Source organism: Lacrimispora sp. (assembly GCF_046972725.1).
Lineage (GTDB): Bacteria > Bacillota > Clostridia > Lachnospirales > Lachnospiraceae > Lacrimispora.
Genome location: NZ_JBKVXF010000006.1, coordinates 120,012 through 140,309, shown reverse-complemented (window position 1 = coordinate 140,309; position 20,298 = coordinate 120,012). Strand labels below are relative to the sequence as shown.

Genomic DNA, 20,298 nt, shown 5'->3' with positions numbered 1-20,298 from the left:
CATTGCAATATCCCTGATTTTTAAAACACGAGAGGAGATATATGTTAAAAACAATATTAATCAGATGTTTGCAGATCATTCCGTCTCTTTTTGTGGTTGTCACGCTGACTTTTGTACTGACCAGAATGATACCGGGTGATCCTGCAAGAGCTGTTTTGGGACCGCAGGCATCTGTTGAGGATGTGGCAAAAATGCGGGAAACCATGGGGCTTGACCAGCCGCTTGCGGCTCAATATAAGGATTATATATTAAGCGCAGCAAAAGGAGATTTTGGAATGTCCTATTCCTATAATCAGCCGGTGCTTACTCTGATAATTAACCGTATTCCAAACACACTGCTGATCGCGCTGCCTGCAGTTTTTATTGCGTTAATCGCAGGGCTTTTGATAGGAGTCACCTCTGCAGTGCATCAGGGGACCCTGTTTGATTATATTTTCATGGTAGTGGCACTGATCGGTGTTTCCATGCCCATCTTCTGGCTGGGGCTTATGCTGGTTCTGGTTTTCAGCGTAAACCTTGGATGGCTTCCGGTTCTGGGAATCGGCAGCATGTCCAATGGCATCGGTGATGTGATCCGTCATATGGTACTTCCCTGTTTTTGCCTTGCAACCATACCCACCGCAACATTTTCAAGGATTTCCCGTTCCAGCATTCTGGAATCCATTCATGGAGATTCGATTCGTGCCCTTCGTGCAAGAGGAATGAAAGAATCTGTGGTTATCTGGAAGTATGCCTTAAAAAGTGCACTTCCTCCGCTGATAACGGTTCTGGGGCTTCAGCTGGCAGGCTGTTTTGCAGGAGCCATTCTTACGGAGACCATATTTTCGTGGCCTGGTATGGGAACCCTGATCGTGGGGGCGATTGATAACAGAGATTATGCTTTGATACAGGGAGCAGTTCTTGTTATTGCACTGGCCTTCGTAATTATCAATTTAATCGTGGATGTGATTTATATGATGATCAACCCCAATATTAATTATGAAGGAGGGAATTAAATGGCAAAGGCGCTTGGACTGGATACCCAGTCCCAGGAAGAATTATTAAAAGTAGAGAGAAGAGCCAACAATGCCTGGAGTAAATTAAAGAGGAATAAAACGGCTCTTCTTGGATTGATCGCAGTATCCATTATGATCGCAATGGCGGTACTGGCTCCTGTGATTACAGACGGCAAGCCCAACGAGATTCATCCCATCGACGCCTACCTTACATTTTTTGAAAAGGGGCATCTGTTAGGTACGGATGAATATGGAAGAGATCTGTTTACCAGAATATGCTATGGCGCCAGAGTTTCTCTGCTTGTAGCCGTAGGAGCTACCCTGGTGGGAGGAATCACAGGTGTTTTACTGGGCCTTCTGGCAGGATATATGGGTGGAATCACAGATGCTGTCTTGATGAGAATCATGGATGGCGTTCTTGCATTTCCATTCATATTGTTGTCCATCGTCCTTATGACTGTGCTGGGCTCGGGGGTCATCAATGTAATACTGGCCATAGGTATTGCGGAGATCCCCAGGTTTGCCAGAGTGGTAAGAGGGCAGGTGCTGATTATTAAAAAGGAAGAGTACTGCAATGCCGGAAGAGTCATAGGAATCTCTCATTTCCGTATGCTTAAGCATCATATCCTTCCGAATACGGTTTCCGAGGTAATCGTATATGCGACTCTCAATATTGCCAGTGCTATCATATCAGAGGCTGCTTTAAGCTTTTTAGGGCTTGGAATTGAACTGCCGACAGCTTCCTGGGGAAGTATCCTGCGTGCAGGAAGAAACTGTTTAAATACGGCACCTCATATTGCTGCCGTGTCAGGTACATTTATCCTGATTACCGTAATCGGCTTTAATCTGCTGGGAGACGGAATCCGGGATGTGCTTGATCCCAAAATGAAAAAGTAGGGTAAGAGCATGGAGATAAACACAATAAAAAAAGAAGCGGAAAACTGCATCGAAGAGAAAAAAGAAGAATTATGGAGACTGGCAAGATATCTCTGGGAAAATCCTGAGTATAATTTTGAAGAATATAAATCCAGCAGAGCCGTATGGGAGCTTTTGGAAGCCTTTGGTTTTGAAGTGGAAAAAGGCATCTGCGGACTGGATACGGCATTTCGTGCAGAATATGACAGCAAAAAGCCGGGCCCTCATATTGGATTTCTGGCAGAATTTGATGCGGTTCCCGGCATGGGACATTCCTGCGGCCATAATCTGATGGCAGCCATGTCCGTAGGGGCAGGAGCAGGAATCAAAGCGGTCATAGACCGTCTGGGAGGAAAGGTCTCGGTTCTTGGAACTCCTGGAGAAGAAGGCGGAGGCGGAAAGGTTATTATGCTGGAACGGGGAGCATTTAAGAACCTTGATGCGGCTATGATTATCCATTCAGCCAATGAGACTGTGGTAAATGATATTTCCTATTCAAAAACCGATTTGATTGTAGAATATTACGGGAAAAGTGCCCACGGTGCCACCTGGCCGGAAGAAGGACGGAGTGCCCTGTCGCCTTTGCTTCATTTGTTTCAGTACATGAATGACCAGCGGTTAAGCTGGAATGGCAAAGGAACCATTTTAGGTGTGATTACAGATGGCGGCAAAGAACCGATATATATACCGGATTACTGCCAGGCAAAATTTACGGTCCGTTCTTTTGACCAGAAGTTTAAGGAGAAGATATTGCAGGAATTTCTGGAAGCGGGCCTGTCCATCGCCACTATGACAGGAACCAGATTCCGCTATAACTGGGATGGGCATACCTATGAAGATATCCGGAATAATAAGGTTCTGGAAGAATTGCTTGAAAAAAACTTTACAGACCTTGGGGAGACTGTCATGCCCAGGAGAAAAGAACTTGGCATCGGCTGTACGGATGTAGGAAATGTTACTCATGTAATCCCTGCCCTGCAGTCTTATGTACAGGTGGTGCCGCAGCTGAGAGGCCATACAAAGGAATTTGAGGATGCATGCGGAAGCCTGGAAGGGAAAAAGGCCATGCTTACCGGAGCAAAAGCACTGGCATTTACGGCTATTGATTTACTGTCCTCTCCGGAAACTATGGACAGAGTGAAACAGAGCTTTGCGGAAATGAGACGGAACTATGAGTAAAGGAGGTGCTGCTGTGAGTGATGCAATGTTGACCGTAAAGGATCTAAAAACGTACTTTTATACGGCAGGCGGTGTGAGTAAAGCGGTGGACGGAGTGAGCTTTCAAATAAGCCGGGGGGAGATTCTGGGAATCGTAGGAGAATCCGGGTCTGGGAAAAGTGTTGCGTCTTCTTCTATTATCCGCCTGTTACCGGCAAAAACCGGGAAAATTGTAAGCGGCAGCATAGACTTTGACGGGAAAGACGTTCTTCAGATGGAAAAGAAGGAGCTGCTGGCGTTTCGGGGACGCGACGTTTCCATGATCTTTCAAAATCCAATGACCTCCCTGTCGCCGGTATTCAAGGTAGGACATCAGATGGTGGAGATGATCTGTGCCCACCAGAAGGTCAGTAAAGAAGAGGCTTATCAAATGGGGGAGGAGGCTTTGAAAAAAGTAGGAATCCCTGATGCCAGGCGCCGTATGGACTCCTATCCCTATGAACTGTCCGGCGGAATGTGCCAGCGCGTAATTATCGCAATGTCCATATGCAGCAATCCAAAGATGATCATTGCCGATGAACCGACCACTGCTCTTGATGTGACCGTTCAGGCGCAGGTGCTGGGGCTGTTAAAAGAAATGAGAGATAAAAATGGAACCGCCATACTTTTGATCACTCATAATCTGGGAGTTGTGTGGCAGATGTGTGACAGTGTCATGGTCATGTATGCGGGAAAGACGGTTGAGTATGCCTCCTGCCGGGAGCTTTACCATAATCCGCTCCATCCCTATACCTGGGGACTTTTGGATTCCATGCCAAAGCTTAGCAGTGATTCGGAAGAAGAACTGAAGACCATTCCAGGAACTCCCCCGGATCTTAGACTGACGGGAACCGGCTGCAATTTTTCAAACCGGTGTCCATATGCAGAGGAACGGTGCAGAAACCAGGTGCCGGAATTAAAGGAGATTGTACCGGGACATTTTGTTGCCTGTCACAGACAGGGTGAAAACCAGGGGCTTGTCCGGGGAGGTGCTTTATGACGAGTGAAAAAAAGGTACTGATGGAGATTAAAAACCTGAAAAAGGATTTTAAGGTAAAAGGAAAGACGAAAGGAGGAAAAAAAGCGGTCCTTCATGCACTGCAGGAAATCAATTTGGAAATCTATGAAGGCGAGATCCTTGGTGTCATAGGAGAATCCGGATGCGGAAAGTCTACGCTGGGAAGATGCCTGGTGGGCCTTCATAAACCGACGGCAGGAGATATCCTGTTTGAAGGGAAAAGCATTCGTAATATTTCCTCCAGAGAAAAGCTGTCTCTCTGCAAAAATATCCAGATGATTTTTCAGGATCCCTATTCTTCTCTTGACCCAAGGCATACAGCGGCTGATTCTGTTTCCGAGCCGATGATCGTGCATAAAACGGTGAAGGGGAAAAAAGAGCTGGAAAAACGGGTCTTAGAGCTTTTTAAGCAGGTCGGCCTTGACGTGCAGCATATGAACCGGTATCCTCACGAGTTTTCAGGAGGACAGAGGCAGCGCTTAAATGTTGCCCGTGCCATATCCATAAATCCAAAGCTGATCATCTGCGATGAACCGGTGTCTGCACTGGATGTATCCATACAGGCACAGATAATCAATCTCTTAAAGACGCTGCAGAAGAAATATAACCTTACCTATGTATTTATTTCCCATGATTTAAGCGTGGTGAAATACGTCAGTGACCGGATCGTAATTATGTATCTGGGAAAAATTGTGGAAATATGCAGGGGAGGAGACATCTATAAAAATCCCCTTCATCCCTATACCCAGGCCCTCTTATCCGCAATTCCTCCGGAAAGCCCTGAGGAAGAAAAGGAAAGGATCGTGCTTTCGGGAGAGGTTCCAAGTCCCATTGGAGAACGGGAAGGCTGTCCCATGTCCGGCCGGTGCACCCGGTGTATGGAGAGGTGCAAAAAGGAAGTACCCGAATTGAGAAATCATGGAGAAGAAGGGCATCAGGTGGCCTGCTTCTTATACGAAAAAGAGTCATAGGGAAAAGGAGAATAAAAAGATGACGAAAAGTGAACTGCTACAATATGCAGACAGCAACAGCGAGGAGCTGATCGGATTAGTCTCCCGTCTGATTCAGATAAAGAGTGAAAACCCTACTGGAACACAGAGGGAAGTCATTGATTTTGTAAAGAATTTCCTGAAGGAATCGGGAATTGAATATAAAGAGACCGGATGCAATCCGGACCATCCTTGTGTGGTGGCGGAAATTGGCTGTAAAGACGGATTTTCCATGATTATTAACGGACATGTGGATGTGGTGCCTGCGGGAGATTTGCAGCAATGGGATTTTGACCCATTCTCCGGAGAGATCACAGATACTCAGATTTTAGGAAGAGGAACCTCTGATATGAAAGCAGGTGTGGCCGGTGCCCTGTTTGCCCTTGCCCTGTTTGCAAAGAAACAGGTTCCCTTAAAGGGAAATGTCAGGCTTCATATCGTCTCCGATGAGGAAAGCGGAGGGGAATTCGGAAGCCAGTGGCTGTGTGCCAACGGATATGCCGCCAAAGCCGATGCCTGTCTGGTGGCGGAGCCTACAACCATGAACACCATAGAGATCGGACAGAAGGGGGGATTGCTTCTTGTCTTAAAGTCTTATGGAAAATCAGCCCATGGAAGTCTGGGGGATTTTAAGGGAGAAAATGCCATTTTAAAATTATCCAGAGTGCTTGAGCATATCTCCATGCTTACGGAAATCAAAGGCCATTTTACGGACAGACAGCAAAAGCCGCTGATGGATTCTAAAATGCTTGCAGAAAGAGAAAACAATATTCCCGGACTTGGAAAGGTAATCGACCATGTCAGTACCAACGTAGGACTCATAAAGGGAGGAACCAGACATAATATGGTCCCGGATTATTGTGAGGCAACGGTAGATGTGCGCCTTCCCATCGGTGTCTGCAGAGAAGAGATCGAGGCCATGTTAAAACGTATTTTGGAAGTCAGCCAGGTGGAGGGAGTGGAATATGAGCTTCATTATAAAAGTGAAGCGAATTTTACAGACCATGAGGCGCCGGTCGTGCTTGCATTTAAGAAAAATGCCGAAGCGCTGCTTGGCAGAGAAGTGATCCCGGCTTACCAGTGGGCATCAAGTGATGCAAGGGATTACAGAAATCTTGGAATTCCTACCATACAGTTTGGACCTTCCAATACGGTGGGAATCCATTCCTATAATGAGACGGTTCAGATTGAAGATGTGATTGTTGCAGCAAAAACCTATATAGGTGCTATTTGTGACCTTATGGAAGTAAAATAAATATCTGGAGGATTCGTAATGTTAATGAAACAATTGATAGAGGTCCATGACCTTCTTGACAGCAGTTATGCAAGCGGCAAAGTGGTTGAGGATTATTTAAAGGGCTTAAGGCCGGATGCAGATGTGGAAGTATATGCGTTAGAAGGCCCCAAGGGAAAGACGGATATGATAAAGGTCAGGATTCCGGGAGCAAAAGGAAAAAGCAAAGGCCTTGATGCCCCTACCATTGGCCTGCTTGGAAGACTGGGAGGTCTTGGTGCCAGACCGGAGCGGATTGGCTTTGTCTCTGACGGAGATGGGGCCCTGATTGCGCTGGCCCTGGCGGCAAAGCTGCTGGATATGCAGAATAAGGGGGATTATCTGGACGGAGATGTTTTTATTTCCACGCATATCTGCCCCAATGCACCAACAAGAGAGCATAAGCCGGTTCCATTTATGGATTCTCCGGTCAACATGGCCCAGGTGAATAAAGAAGAGGTTACAGATGAGCTTGATGCCATCTTATCGGTTGATACCACTAAGGGAAACCGGATTATTAACAACCGGGGCTTTGCCATCTCTCCTACGGTGAAAGAAGGGTATATCCTGCGGGTATCTGAAAGCATTCTGGATCTGATGCAGACCACAACAGGAAAACTTCCTTATGTGTACGCCCTTTCCCAGCAGGATATTACGCCATACGGCAACGGACTGTATCACTTAAACAGTATCTTACAGCCGGCAACGGCAGCGAAGGTACCTGTAATAGGAGTTGCCATTACAACAGAAGCACCCGTTGCAGGCTGTGCAACTGGTGCGACCCATATTACAGATTGTGAAGAAGCCGCAAGGTTCATGCTGGAGGTTGCGAAAGCCTACGGACGGAAGGAATGCAGCTTCTATGATGAAAAGGAGTATGAGCGGATTCTGTACCTGTATGGAGATATGAAGCATTTTCAGACACTTGGCACTGGAAATGAATGCGATGACGATGCGTAATTACATATTATTCAGCAGCTGGGCCGCACACACTCCCATATATAAGTGAAAGATTTCCTCCATGGAGGTCAGCTCGGTACAAAGAAGTTTTTTGATGGTGGTAAGGCGGGAGGTCAAGGTGTTTCTGTGTATAAATAGCTTTTGGGCAGTATCGGTTAAGCTCAGGGATTGTTCCAGATAAGCCTTAAGGGTCACGAAAAGCTCGCTTTTGTTCTCCTCATCATGAGCCACCAGAATACTCACCGTATCTTCATATATTTTCCTTACTTCATAGGAAGTGAGCTGTGTCAAAAGATGATATGCAAACTGCCTGGTATAGGAACTGATCAATGGAGGCGGTCCGGAAGAAGTCTGCAGATGTAAGGTCTGCAGGCTTTCTTCATAGGCTCTTGCAATCGAGGCATAGGAGGTGTGGCACCGGCTGATTCCCAGTCTGAAAAAGGAATGATAGTCTTTCATGGAATCAGAAAGCTGAATAACCGTCTGATTGGCCAGGGAAATCGCTTCGACATTTGGCGTCTGCCTGGAATACAGAAGAAAGATCACAATATGGTTTTCATTGTGGCATAGAAAATACTTCTGGTTCAGCTGGATAAGCTTCTGGTTTATGGCATTATACAGGCTGCGGAATAGCTTGTTCTCCTTTGATTCGCATTCCAGAGTGATGCATACTCTTTTTAAATGGCAGGGAAAGGAATAGGTATCACAGATCAATTGTATCTCTTCAATGGATTTGTTTTTTATGTCCGTAAGCATGTAAAAAAAGGAATCATAGTAATTTTTCTGTGCAAAGGCTTTTGCGTGGAGCTGCATGGAGGAAAGCTCCAGAGCAATCACAGACAGCACCTGCTTTAGGATTTCCATAATGGTTTCGTTTAGTTCTTTTTTTGTAACATCAATACATAGATAATGTCTTTTATCAGGAAGCAGAAAGGTCTGAAAGGTCAAACGCGTGTCATTGCAGTAAAAGATACGCATCCCTCTGTCTTCATTTGCCCCGTCGTCGTTGGAAACCTTGGAGGGGTTGACATGAATCTTATGAAGCTGGAAAAGCTCTCCGTATTTGCTGGTTGGAATGTGATAATAAATGGGCACGTGAGCGGTTGTTGTGACCATCGCAATGGAGTCCGTATAGCCGGATATCCGCTCCAGGATCTTCATGATCCCTTCCTTTTTTAAGAATAATTCATGGAATTTTTCTGCTTCATTTAATATATACTGCTGCTTTGAAATGTTTTGTTCCATGAAGCTTTGGTTGATGACACTTATAATGCTTGAGTACCCGTGATAGAAGGGTACAGAAACCAGAGGAAGCCTGTATTTGGCTGCTTCCTCAATGATGGTTTCGGGAATCTTATCAAAAAAACGTTTGACTTTAATGCAGAAGGCGGTACAGTCAATGGCATGCAGGTCTGCAATTATTTTTTTCTGGACTTCCGCATTATTATAGAAGATATAGCCGGTCGTAAGTATGATTTCATTCTTTTTAATCCAGTTTACTCCATCTGGGTTGTCCAGCACGCTTATTCCGGAAATTGTTTTATTAAGAGCCTCTTTTTCTCCTATAAATTCAAGGTTGTCAATAGGAGTCTGGTATAAAAACCAGCCAAGAGTCAAAGGGGGGTATTTCATGGGTTCCTCCTTTTTAAGAGCACAGGATTCATGAGTTTTTTTGTTCTGACCATCATAACACTGATTTTATTACTTTACAAGATTGGGATTGAGGAAAATATATTTTGCAAATATTTACTTAACCAGGTGTTATCCTATGATTCCCGGAATATATTTAAAGTATTAAGATTGGATATATGACAGTCAGGAGGGAATATGATATTACCGGATGATTTTATAAATCAGGGTTTCTCCTTGCAGGAAGTCCGTACCGATGATTTGGGAATATACATCGATATTCGGAGAGCCTGCTGGAAAAATTATGCAGATCAATATTACGGTGGCTGGAATGATGAAATCCAGACGATTATAAGCACAGACAGCTTCCACCGGATGCTGAACGCCACGTGCTTTTATAAAATAATAAAGGACGACCAGCCAATCGGTTTTTTCTCTTACACAGAGCAAGAGGATCAAATAGGGAATGTTGCCATATATATCTTGCCCAATTCCTGTAAAACCCAGCTGGAGAGTTTCTTTATCGGTCAGCTTACCGCCCGTTCGGAAGAAACCGGTAAGCCGGTGAATGTTACGGTATTTCGTTCCAGTCCGCAAAAAGCGCTGTATGAACGCTTTGGTTTTAAAATATATGACAAATCAAGAACCCATTATTTAATGAGCTATAATCAAAAGGATGCAGAGGAAACAGCCAATTACATGAACCGGATTTATTATAAACCACAGAAACAGGGAGAATAGGGGATTTAAGAAGAACAAGGAGAACCTCAGAAGCAGCGGCTGCTGCTTCTGAGGTTCTCCTTGTGATATTAAAAGATTACCGGCTGAATCTGCTTTCCTTCCAAAGCCTGTTCCAGGGTATCTGCAATAAGCTCCGTATGAGCAATGAGGGAAGTCGGTTTCTTGACCGGATTATCCTGCCCGAAGGGAACAAAATAAATATTTTTTACATTAAATAATTCCCCTACATTTTTAAAATTGATTCCCATGGCATCGTTGGTGGAAATGGAGATGACCAGGGGCTTTGAATTCCTTAAATGGGCCTTGGCAGCCATGAGGACAGGGGAATCGGTGATGCCGTTTGCAAGCTTTGCCAGGGTATTGCCGGTGCATGGGGCGATCAGCAGCACATCCAGATACCCTTTGGGTCCGATGGGCTCCGCCTCCTCTATGGTTAAGATAGGGTGGTTGCCCGTCATTCCGGCGATCCGTTCCATGTATTCCCCTGTATCTCCAAATCTTGAGTTGGTAGTTTGAACCTTGGTGGAAAAGATGGGGTAAATGTCTGCGCCCTGCTCCACCAGGACCTTTACCACTTCTTCGATCTTATCAAACGTACAAAAAGAGCCGGTAACCGCCAGCCCCACTTTCAAACCTTTCAGTTTCATAGGCCGCTCCTTTCCGCCAGACATTTTACAATTGCTTCAAATAAGATTTCACCGGAAGTTTCCGGTGCATAGATTCCGGGAAGTCCGGGGCACAATTTGGCCCGGATATTTTGTTTTTTGCAGAAATTAAAATCCACACCGCCGGGGGCGGATGCGATATCAATGATGGTTACGCCGGGATTCATGAGACGAATCAGGTATTCCGTTAGAACCGGAGCAGGGATGGTATTGAAAATATACGTAAACTCCCCTATTTTCTGAGACAAATCAGAAAGCGGGATGGTATCAAAGCCCATGGTGGAAGCCAAAGTGAGTTTGTCATCCTTCCGGTCTGCAACGGTAACGGCTCCGTCTAACCCCTTCAGCTTTTGTGCCAGAGGTTTTGCGCATCTTCCAAAGCCCGTTACCAGACAGCGGTTTTTGTGAAGACAGCCGGGGCTTGTGCGCAGAGCCTCTGCAATGGCACCTTCTGCAGTTGCAATGGTGTTTTTCACCGTTATTTCCTCTATCTCCATATAGTCAAAATATGGAATGCCATTTGCTTTCGTGTAATCCTTGACGTAATCCGGGATATTACCGCCGAAAAGGATATGGTCAGGGGTCAGAAGGCTTAAAATATTTCCAATACCCAGATCCTCCATCTTGTTGATGGAATGCAGATTTAATTTGTCTCTGGTAAATGGGATGGGACAAAGTATGATCTGATTGCTTTTTATGGCCTCCTCAATGGAAAATAAGGGGTCTTCCATATCATAGTGGACCGTTACGGAAAAGCCATGACTGGTTAAAAGCCGGCTTAAATAAAGCTGTCTTGAATCGCCGCCTAAAAGAAGAAAATTGTACATACGCGAATCACTCCTTATAATGGTTTATATGATGGAAAATTTGATTTGTGTATGGTACCAATGGGGGATGTTTGTCATACTTTTCTAGTATGAACCTCTGATTGGGGGAATGATTGTTTATGAAAGATGTTATTTTTAAAGGCTCTGCGGCAGCCATCGTTACGCCTATGGATGACCATGGAAACCTGGATTTAAAGACCATGGAAAAATTGCTGAAATTTCAGCTGGAACATGGTACCGATGCCATCGTAGTCAATGGGACTACCGGAGAATCTTCCACGCTTGAGGAAAAAGAAAAGCTGGAATTGTTTGAATTTGTGGTGCATGATGTGAACCACCGGGTGCCCGTCATTATGGGCACCGGGAGCAATTGCACCGCTCATGCTGTCCGTATGTCCCGTAAGGCCCAGTCTCTTGGGGCATCGGCACTTTTAGTGGTAACTCCCTATTATAATAAGGCATCTCAACAGGGACTTGTGGAGCATTTTCATACAGTTGCAGACAGTGTGGAAATACCGGTTATCATCTATAACGTACCGACCCGGACGGGAGTCAATGTGGAGCCGGAAACGTATTTGACCCTTTCCAGGCACCCGAACATCCGGGCGGTCAAGGAAGCGAACGCCAGCATCTCCCACATTGCCAAAGTTGCCGCTCTCTGCGGAGACCGTTTGGATATCTACTCCGGAAATGACGATATGACGGTGCCGGTCATGGCATTGGGCGGAAAGGGTGTCATTTCCGTTCTGGCTAACATCATGCCATTTGAAATGCATATGATGTGCCAGCATTTCCTTGATGGAGAGATTGGGAAAAGTAAGGATATGCAGCTGGAACTGTTAAAGATCATGAATGCCATGTTTATGGATGTGAACCCCTTGCCGGTCAAGGCAGCAATGGCAATGCTGGGCCTGTGCGGAGAAAATTACAGGCTGCCCATGACCCGGCTTGATGAAACAAAGAGAGAAAAGCTCAGGGAAATCATGGAACATTATTTTGTAAAGCTGCATTAAGGGCGGCTGGCAGGAATAAAAAAGCCGGGCCGGATAGCCAAAAGAGATAATATCCTGGCTGTCCGGCTTAAGGCGGAAGCGCTGTATTTTTACACTTTATAGCAATTTAATTTATAATTTAATCTCAATTAAGAAAAGATGCTTAATATTATGCAATTTTTTTGTAAATATTGGGTAATTTCTTTGTCTTGCAGTCCTTTTTTTCTCATGATATATTTAATAATATTTTAAGGGGATGGTGAGGAGACGAAAGATGAAAAAAACAAAAACACAGATTTTTACAAAAATGCTTCTGGGTATATCGATCCCCGTAGTGCTGACGTTTATTGTGTCGGGGGTAATTATTTCAAATCGGGTAGGAGAAAGCATGAAGGCCCAGGCAGCAAAGACACTGGATGCCACTTCTCTGGCAGCAGCGAACCAGGTGGATTCTTTTTTAAGTTATTATCTGGCAGAGATGAAAAGTGCAGCTGCCAGTCAGCAGGCAGAAGAATTTTTAGCCAGCTCCAAAGGCAATATGAAGCTGACAGACAGTGAATATTATCCGGGGATGAAAACCACTCTCGATAAGATCCAGGCCACCGATAAGGACAATATTCTGGCTTCCTGGATCGCAGATATTGATTTGAGCCAGGCCACCATGTCCGATGGCTATACCACGGAGCCGGGCTGGGATATCCTAACAAGACCCTGGTTTCGTGCCACACAAACGGACCAGCCCATACTTACAGAGCCTTATGTGGATACCAACACCGGCCAGATTGTCATAACAGCGGCCTGCGCCGTGTATGAAAGCGGGACAGGCAAACCACTGGGAGTCGTGGGAATCGACATTCAGCTTTCCCAGTTGAGCACCATCATGAGTTCCTATAAGACCGAAGCCTCCGGGTCGCTGATTCTTACCACGGACAGCGGACTGATCGTATATCATAAAAATCCCGATATGATCCAGAAGAATATTTCGGAAATTGATATTTCCCAGAATGTTAAGGAGGCATTTGCATCTCAGACCGCCGGAAGCTTTGATTACACCATGGATAAGGTGGAGTACTCCGGGTCCGTTAAAAAGGCAGGCAATACCGGCTGGCTGGTGCTGACCAATATTCCCCGTTCAGAGATACTTATGGAACGCAATCAGGTCACGTCGGCAGTCGGGGCAATTTTTGTTCTGGCTACTGCTGTTCTGGTCCTTCTTATTCTCGCGGTGGCCAGGGGCATATCAAAGCCATTGAGAAAGCTGTCAGTGATTGCCGAGCGGATTGCTGGCGGAGAGCTTGATGTAGAGGTTGACGTATCCAGCAACGATGAAATCGGCATGGTGGCAGAATCTATGGGCAATATGGTAAAACAGCTGAAAAATTATGGAAACTATATTGATGAGATTGCTTCGGTATTGGATCAGATCGCGGATAAAAATCTGGTTTTCCAGCTCCGGCATGATTACATAGGAGAGTTTGAAAAGATCAAGAGTGCCATGTTAAAGATCAGAAGCACTCTGACAGCTACCATGGAACAGATCACCTCCACAGCAGATCAGGTGGCTTATGGCTCCCGGAATATTTCTGAAAGTTCAAAATCACTGGCAGACGGTGCTTCTGAACAGGCTGCCTCTGTAGAGGAACTGGCCTCCGTCATCAATGAGATATCCCGCAAGATCGAGCAGAATGCAAAGGATTCTGCCGATGCCAGCCAGCAGGCAAAGGCAGCCGAAGAAGAATTGGAAGCCGGAAACCGTCATATGGAAGAACTGGTTCAGGCGATGGAAGAAATCAACCAGAGTTCCGGTGAGATTGGTAAGATCATTAAGGCCATTGAGGAAATCGCATTCCAGACCAATATCCTGGCCCTGAATGCGGCGGTAGAGGCCGCCCGTGCAGGAGAATCGGGAAAAGGCTTTGCGGTCGTGGCAGATGAAGTGAGAAGTCTGGCTTCCAGAAGTGCAGAAGCAGCAAAGGGAACCAATGTGCTGATCGAAGGTTCTGTAAATGCTGTGGCAAAGGGCACAAGGCTTGCCGGGGAGGCCGCAAGGTCTGTTACAAGTGCGGTAAACAGCACCCGCGTGGTGACGGCTATGATCGGCAGGATCTCCGATGCATCGATGGAGCAGTCTGAGGCCATCCATCAGGTGACCACAGGCGTTGACCAGATTTCCGGTGTGGTACAGATGAACTCCGCCAATGCAGAAGAAGGTGCTGCATCCAGCGGAGAGCTATATGAGCATGCCGCTCAGTTAAAGCGGCTGGTAGATGAATTCAAGGTCGATTAAAATAAAAAAAGATGTCCGGGAAACAAAATTCCACGGACATCTTTTTTATATGTATTCGTTATGCAGTTTTTTCTTCCAGCAGAAAGTCAGAAAGGGATTCCAGAATATCATCATGCTCGTTGCTGTAAATGATCATTTCAAGTTTCGGATCAGGACAGATCGTCATAATGCCCAGGATGGACTTGGCGTCAATGACAACGCTTCCTTTGCATAAATCCACATCATAATGGTACTTGGTCACGGTTTTGACAAATGTGGTAATGTCTTCCATGTTCTTGATTTGAATAGAATATTTTTTCATATGCTCACCTCACATAAATGATACTGGTTACATTTTTATACTGTTTCGACATGATTATATGACATATTGTGACAATTTGTTATGTCTAAATTTGTATAAAAACCGTCTTTTCTTGCAAATGGATGGGTAAGGATGGTATAATGGCCTGGGGGAAGAGCATGTGAATCTGTTGTTTGGAGGGGAGAATGAAGAAAGAACTTCTGAAACTTTTAAGAAATTCATCGCATGCAACTTCAATTTTGCAGCATTATGATAACGTATGTGGCGATAAAGTGGTGGATAAAAATATTGTGATCAGACCGGGAAAGTTAATGGATATGTATTGTCAGCCCTGCCACATTGCAATACCGGATCACAGCCACAATTATGTGGAACTGGTATATATGTACAGCGGATCTACGGATCACGTCATTAACGGAAACAAAAAGCTGAAGCTGGAAACCAATGATCTGCTTCTTTTAAGAGAAGGAACCAGTCATGCCATTGACCCGGCAGGAGAAGAGGATATTGCCATCCATTTCTTCCTGATGCCGGAATTTTTCAGCCATCCTGCTTTTATGGGAGAAAGTGGGAACGTGCTCAGGCAGTTTATTTCAGCGACGGCAAAAAGGAATGCATCTGTGGCAGAATATCTGCATTTCCACCTGCGGGAGATACTGCCGGCCAGGAATCTGCTTGAGAACATGATCTGGTCTCATGCGGAGGGAAAAGAAGGCAGACAGGAGATTAATCAGGCGACAATGGGAATACTGATTATGGAACTGCTTCACGATGTGGATAAAGTGGAATATCATGATATGCTGCAGTATGAAGAACAGATCGTACTGACTGCATACCAGTATTTAGAAAATAATTACTCATGTGCGACCCTGGAAGAGTTTTCCTGCATTTCCATGCAGCCGCCTTATTATATCAGCCGCCTGTTCAAACGGTATTATAAGATGACGTTCACCGAGTGTCTGCAGCTTATAAGACTTGGCAGGGCGGCCAATTATCTGTCAACTACCACAAAGCCTGTCGAGGAGATCATTGTGGCAGTCGGGTATGAGAACAGCAGCTATTTTCACCGTCTGTTCAAGCAGAGATATGGATTAACGCCAAAACAGTTCCGGGATAATTCCAGGGGCAAATTCTGAAAAGATTATGAAATATGACCCTGTAACATTGACTTTCCAACCACAGGTTATTATAGTTAAGTCAAAATGAAAAGGGGAGAGGAATACAGAATGAGCCGGTTTAGAGAACGATTTGCGCGGTTTATGGTCGGCAGATATGGTGCGGATAAGCTGAGCCAGTGTTTGATTGGAATTTCTCTTGTTTTAGTGTTTGCAGGTCTGTTTGCCCGGAATCCGTGGGTAGATATCCTTGCATTTATTTTCATGGCACTATGCTATTTCCGTATGTTTTCAAAAAACATTGGGAAGCGTTTTGAGGAAAATCAGAAATTTGAACGACTTTTTTTCCGTATAACGGAAGTTTTTAGAAAGTGGCGTTTTAAGATTCAGCAGATGAGGCAATACCATATCTATAAGTGCCCAAGTTGCAGTCAGAAAATCAGGATTCCAAGAGGCAAGGGAAAGGTGAGTATTCATTGTCCCAAATGCGGTGCTGATTTTATAAAGAAAAGTTAGTTATATAGTAGAAGGGAACAATTATGAATTTACAATTTAAGCCGCTTCAGGCATCGGATGTCGATAAAATTTCTCCATTTTATGCCTTACGGCCCAATAAGACATGTGACAGCGTATATTTAGACAGTTTTATCTGGAGAGAATATTATCAGGTAAGATACGCGGTCAGTGATGAAAAGGCACTGCTGTTTTTGATGGAAAAGGACGGAGAACCTTTCTCCGCCATGCCGATTTGCAGGGAAGAGGATCTGCCCCATTATTTTCAGGAATTGGTGGATTATTTTAACCAGGTTTTAAAAAGACCTTTAAAGATCTATCTTGCAGATGAGGCGGCCGTCAATTATCTAAAGCTGGATCCTGAAAAGTTTCTTGTCAAGGAGGAGGAGGATCTAAAGGATTACCTTTATGATGCCCAATCCCTTAAGACACTGGCAGGAAAAAAGCTTCATAAAAAGAAGAATCACTTAAATTCCTTTTTACGGGAATATGAAGGACGCTATGAGTTCCGGCCTCTGGTCTGCTCCGACCGGGATGATGTGCTTTCCTTCCTTGATGAATGGTGGGAAAACAAGGTGGAAGCCGCCGAGTTTGTACGTCAGCTGGATTATGAAGTCATGGGAATCCATGATATCTTAAAGAACTGTCACGTTCTCAACGTAAGAATGGCAGGGGTATATATTGATGGACAGTTAAAGGCATTTACCATCGGCACTTACAATCCTTACGAAAAGATGGCAGTCATCCACATCGAAAAGGCAGACCCAGGCATTAAGGGACTTTACCAGTTTATCAATCAGCAGTTCTTGATTCACTGTTTTCCGGAGGAACTGATCCTTGTAAACCGGGAAGACGATGTGGGAATGGAAGGATTAAGAAAAGCAAAAATGTCCTACTATCCCATTGATTTTGCAAGAAAATACGGAGTGATCCAGAAGGGTTTTTAACGATGATACGGTATTTGAAGCAGGAAGAGAAAATTGAAAGCAGGAAGCTGTGGGAAAAAGTCTTTTCAGAAGATTCTGAAAGCTTTCTGGATTATTACTTTTCGGACAGGGTACGAAAAAACAGGGTTTTGACAGCATGGAAGGAAGGAACTATGGCTGCGATGCTCCATCGCAATCCTTACGAAGTGGTGATGAAAGACCGTATATGGAAGATTGATTACATTGCAGGGGTTGCAACTCACCCGGACTGCCGTCATCAGGGCTTCATGAGCCGGCTTTTGAGCCGCTGTTTTATGGATATGTACTTGGAGCGGTTGGGCTTTTGCTTTCTTGTTCCTGTGGATCCTGCCATTTATCAGCCTTTTGGCTTTACCTATATCAGTGACCTGGCTGCAAAATCATTGAACGAAAAGGGGCAGCAGCAGTTGAGCCGCCGTGCCTTTTTGGAGCATTCTGATGAATGCAGGGAGGTGGCCAGATTCGTTGGCAGGCAGCTGGAACGGGAGTATGAGGTCTATGCCTTAAGAAACGAAGAATACTACCGGGACCTTTGCAGGGAAGTAAGAAGCGACCGGGGTGATTTGATCCTTTTATCTACCAGAGAAGAAAAAGAACGTCTGGCAGGTGTATGGGCCTATTATGGGGAGTCGGCAGGGAATTTAAGAGAACTTATCTGCCTGCCGGAGTATCTAAAAAAAGATGGTTCTTCAAAGCCTTATGCAATGGGAAGAATCATTCATTTGGAACAGTTTGTCTCCGTCATAAGCTTAAAAGAAGACAGTCCGGCCAGTGAGATGGAGTTGCTCCTTGAGGTAGAGGATCCATGGATTCATCAAAATAACGGTCTGTTCCGGTGGACCATTGACCGGAAGGGATCGGCCTTAAGCCCCATCGGGGCTGAGGAGGAGCTGAAACCTCATATCTCTCTTGAAATCGGTGAGCTGACTTCCTGGCTGTTTGGATACAGCCAGCCCTCTGTTCCCGATGAATGGAAAGCGATGGTTGCGTACATCCGCCCGTTAAAAGGTGTGTTTTTTGACGAAGTAACTTAAATATGTTCGCCGGCATCGGAGTTCGACTGGTGAGAACGGGCGGATTCTTAAGAATCCGCCCTGCGTTTTTCTATTACAGAACATTTTTCTATTACAGGAAAGGGTGGAGATATGGAAGGTACAGGCCAGTTAAAAGAATGGATCGGAAAAAGTGAAAATATTGTTTTTTTCGGAGGTGCGGGAGTCTCAACAGAAAGTAATATTCCGGATTTCAGAGGGGTGGATGGTCTCTATCATGAACAATATAAGTACCCTCCGGAAACCATCATCAGCCACAGCTTTTATAGAAAGAACCCGGAAGAATTTTTTCGCTTTTACTGCAATAAGATGTTATTTCCTCATGCAAAGCCCAATAAAGCCCATGAGGCTCTTGCAAGACTTGAAGCTGCCGGGAAATTAAAAGCAGTCATTACTCAGAACATTGACGGCCTCCATCAGGCAGCAGGAAGCCGGAATGTATTGGAGCTGCATGGTTCTGTTAAGAGAAATTACTGTACAAGGTGTATGAAGTTTTATGACCTGGAGGAAATGCTTGCCGCCAAGGGGGATAAAGCGGTACCAAGATGCAGCTGCGGAGGAATCATAAAGCCGGATGTGGTACTTTATGAGGAAAGCCTTGACGAAAGCGTTCTGAGCCGTGCGGTGTCCTATATATCCGGTGCGGATCTACTGATCGTAGGAGGTACTTCCCTGACGGTTTATCCGGCAGCCGGTCTTATTGATTATTATAAAGGCCATCAGATGGTTCTGATCAATAAAACTGTTACGCCGATGGATGAAAAGGCTGACCTGGTCATCAGCGGCAGCATTGGAGAAGTGCTTCACGATGCAGTATCAATGTAGAGGAGGAAGAGCAAAGGGATGTATGAAGCAGCAAAAGAAAGATATGAGAAAATGGAATATAAACGCTGTGGAAGAAGCGGGGTCTTGCTTCCCAGAGTCTCTCTGGGATTATGGCAGAATTTCGGACTGGAAAAATCTCTTTCCAGCCAAAGGGAAATTCTTTTAAGGGCCTTTGATATGGGAATCACCCATTTTGACCTGGCCAACAATTACGGAGCTCCGGCGGTGGGAAAAGCAGAGGAGAATTTTGGAAGTGTGCTAAAGAGTGATTTGGGCAGATACCGGGATGAGCTGATGATTTCCACCAAGGCCGGATTTGATATGTGGCCGGGACCTTATGGGAACTGGGGTTCAAGAAAGTATTTAATGGCCAGCTTAGACCAGAGCTTAAAGCGTATGGGCCTTGAATATGTGGATATATTCTATCATCACAGGCCGGATCCCAATACGCCTCTTGAAGAGACCATGGGAGCCCTTGCTGACATCGTGAGACAGGGAAAGGCGCTTTATGTGGGAATCTCCAATTACAGTGACAAAGAAGCTAGAGAGGCCATCCTGATGCTAAAGGATATGAAGGTGCCATGCCTTATTGAACAGCCAAGATATAACATGTTCGAGCGTGTGCCGGAAGAAGGCCTTTTTGATACATTGCTGGAAACGGGAACCGGCTGCATCTGCTACAGTCCCCTGGCACAGGGCGCGCTGACAGACCGCTATTTAAGTGGGATTCCAAAGGACTCCAGAGCGGCAAGAGCCGGCAGCACTGTGGGCGGCCGTTATCTCACGGAGGAGAATTTATCCTGCATCCGCAAGTTAAATGACCTTGCAGTAAAAAGAGGCCAGACGCTTGCCCAGATGGCTCTTGCCTGGGTACTTCAAAAAGAGGCAGTAACCTCGGTTCTCATCGGAGCCAGCAGCGTGAAGCAGTTGGAGGATAACGCAGCTTGTCTGAAGAACATGGTATTTACCATGGAAGAACTGGAAGAGATCGACAGAATTTTAAAATAATCGGATATAAGGGCAGCCCGTGACGGGCAGG

20 protein-coding genes are annotated in these 20,298 nt (G+C 45.3%); 16 read left to right on the top strand and 4 right to left on the bottom strand.

From position 1 onward, the window contains the following. Nucleotides 1–41 precede the first annotated feature (41 nt). Genes ACLTWA_RS17765 through ACLTWA_RS17735 form a run of 7 tightly spaced genes read left to right on the top strand, consistent with a single transcriptional unit; the run spans nucleotide 42 to nucleotide 7,347 of the window. On the top strand, nucleotides 42–995 hold the full coding sequence (locus ACLTWA_RS17765) for an ABC transporter permease (protein WP_412329237.1): 954 nt from the start codon (nucleotides 42–44) through the stop codon (nucleotides 993–995). Then, entirely contained in the window at nucleotides 996–1,892 is an 897-nt protein-coding gene (locus ACLTWA_RS17760; RefSeq protein WP_412329236.1) for an ABC transporter permease, read from the top strand. 9 nt (nucleotides 1,893–1,901) lie between these two features. Continuing rightward, nucleotides 1,902–3,089, top strand: coding sequence for a M20 family metallopeptidase (locus ACLTWA_RS17755; protein WP_412329235.1), 1,188 nt, complete (start codon nucleotides 1,902–1,904; stop codon nucleotides 3,087–3,089). Beyond that, complete coding sequence (locus ACLTWA_RS17750; protein WP_412329234.1) at nucleotides 3,082–4,107, top strand: ABC transporter ATP-binding protein; 1,026 nt, start codon at nucleotides 3,082–3,084, stop codon at nucleotides 4,105–4,107. Before ACLTWA_RS17755 ends, ACLTWA_RS17750 begins: the two co-directional genes overlap by 8 nt. After that, nucleotides 4,104–5,096, top strand: coding sequence for an ABC transporter ATP-binding protein (locus ACLTWA_RS17745; protein ID WP_412329233.1), 993 nt, complete (start codon nucleotides 4,104–4,106; stop codon nucleotides 5,094–5,096). The genes ACLTWA_RS17750 and ACLTWA_RS17745 overlap by 4 nt, the downstream gene beginning before the upstream one ends. A gap of 19 nt (nucleotides 5,097–5,115) precedes the next feature. Then, on the top strand, nucleotides 5,116–6,369 hold the full coding sequence (locus tag ACLTWA_RS17740) for a M20 family metallopeptidase (protein WP_412329232.1): 1,254 nt from the start codon (nucleotides 5,116–5,118) through the stop codon (nucleotides 6,367–6,369). A gap of 18 nt (nucleotides 6,370–6,387) precedes the next feature. Next, entirely contained in the window at nucleotides 6,388–7,347 is a 960-nt protein-coding gene (locus ACLTWA_RS17735; RefSeq protein WP_412329231.1) for a DUF1177 domain-containing protein, read from the top strand. Here ACLTWA_RS17735 and ACLTWA_RS17730 read toward each other — a convergent pair whose 3' ends face one another. Beyond that, nucleotides 7,348–8,979, bottom strand: a complete 1,632-nt coding sequence (locus ACLTWA_RS17730) for a PucR family transcriptional regulator (RefSeq protein WP_412329230.1) — start codon at nucleotides 8,977–8,979, stop codon at nucleotides 7,348–7,350. It lies immediately after the preceding gene. A 195-nt stretch (nucleotides 8,980–9,174) separates the two neighbouring features. Here ACLTWA_RS17730 and ACLTWA_RS17725 point away from each other — a divergent pair, with 195 nt between their 5' ends. Beyond that, complete coding sequence (locus tag ACLTWA_RS17725; protein ID WP_412329229.1) at nucleotides 9,175–9,717, top strand: hypothetical protein; 543 nt, start codon at nucleotides 9,175–9,177, stop codon at nucleotides 9,715–9,717. A gap of 68 nt (nucleotides 9,718–9,785) precedes the next feature. On the opposite strand, the gene ACLTWA_RS17720 is transcribed toward ACLTWA_RS17725, so the two are convergent. Together ACLTWA_RS17720 and dpsA are read right to left on the bottom strand one after the other, a co-directional pair. Next, nucleotides 9,786–10,364, bottom strand: coding sequence for a dipicolinate synthase subunit B (locus tag ACLTWA_RS17720; protein ID WP_412329228.1), 579 nt, complete (start codon nucleotides 10,362–10,364; stop codon nucleotides 9,786–9,788). Beyond that, complete coding sequence (gene dpsA, locus ACLTWA_RS17715) at nucleotides 10,361–11,209, bottom strand: dipicolinate synthase subunit DpsA (protein ID WP_412329227.1); 849 nt, start codon at nucleotides 11,207–11,209, stop codon at nucleotides 10,361–10,363. The genes ACLTWA_RS17720 and dpsA overlap by 4 nt, the downstream gene beginning before the upstream one ends. 119 nt (nucleotides 11,210–11,328) lie before the next feature. On the opposite strand from dpsA, the gene dapA reads away from it, so the two are divergent. Continuing rightward, nucleotides 11,329–12,222, top strand: coding sequence for a 4-hydroxy-tetrahydrodipicolinate synthase (gene dapA / locus ACLTWA_RS17710; RefSeq protein ID WP_412329226.1), 894 nt, complete (start codon nucleotides 11,329–11,331; stop codon nucleotides 12,220–12,222). A 253-nt stretch (nucleotides 12,223–12,475) separates the two neighbouring features. Beyond that, entirely contained in the window at nucleotides 12,476–14,488 is a 2,013-nt protein-coding gene (locus tag ACLTWA_RS17705) for a methyl-accepting chemotaxis protein (protein WP_412329225.1), read from the top strand. Between the two features lie 58 nt (nucleotides 14,489–14,546). Here ACLTWA_RS17705 and ACLTWA_RS17700 read toward each other — a convergent pair whose 3' ends face one another. After that, nucleotides 14,547–14,789 (bottom strand): HPr family phosphocarrier protein, encoded by a 243-nt coding sequence (locus ACLTWA_RS17700; RefSeq protein ID WP_412329224.1) that lies wholly within the window; start codon nucleotides 14,787–14,789, stop codon nucleotides 14,547–14,549. 185 nt (nucleotides 14,790–14,974) lie between these two features. Between ACLTWA_RS17700 and ACLTWA_RS17695 the strand changes: the two genes are divergently transcribed. From ACLTWA_RS17695 to mgrA, 6 genes are all read left to right on the top strand, one after another. Continuing rightward, the gene (locus ACLTWA_RS17695; RefSeq protein WP_412329223.1) at nucleotides 14,975–15,925 is read left to right on the top strand and encodes an AraC family transcriptional regulator; all 951 of its coding nucleotides are present in this window, start codon (nucleotides 14,975–14,977) and stop codon (nucleotides 15,923–15,925) included. Nucleotides 15,926–16,015: 90 nt separating this feature from the next. Beyond that, nucleotides 16,016–16,420, top strand: coding sequence for a hypothetical protein (locus ACLTWA_RS17690; protein ID WP_412329222.1), 405 nt, complete (start codon nucleotides 16,016–16,018; stop codon nucleotides 16,418–16,420). Between the two features lie 23 nt (nucleotides 16,421–16,443). Next, nucleotides 16,444–17,364 (top strand): DUF2156 domain-containing protein, encoded by a 921-nt coding sequence (locus tag ACLTWA_RS17685; RefSeq protein ID WP_412329221.1) that lies wholly within the window; start codon nucleotides 16,444–16,446, stop codon nucleotides 17,362–17,364. A gap of 2 nt (nucleotides 17,365–17,366) precedes the next feature. Continuing rightward, nucleotides 17,367–18,416, top strand: a complete 1,050-nt coding sequence (locus ACLTWA_RS17680; protein ID WP_412329220.1) for a GNAT family N-acetyltransferase — start codon at nucleotides 17,367–17,369, stop codon at nucleotides 18,414–18,416. A gap of 111 nt (nucleotides 18,417–18,527) precedes the next feature. Next, on the top strand, nucleotides 18,528–19,259 hold the full coding sequence (locus ACLTWA_RS17675) for an NAD-dependent protein deacylase (protein WP_412329219.1): 732 nt from the start codon (nucleotides 18,528–18,530) through the stop codon (nucleotides 19,257–19,259). An 18-nt stretch (nucleotides 19,260–19,277) separates the two neighbouring features. Continuing rightward, on the top strand, nucleotides 19,278–20,267 hold the full coding sequence (mgrA, locus tag ACLTWA_RS17670) for an L-glyceraldehyde 3-phosphate reductase (protein ID WP_412329218.1): 990 nt from the start codon (nucleotides 19,278–19,280) through the stop codon (nucleotides 20,265–20,267). Nucleotides 20,268–20,298: the final 31 nt, after the last annotated feature.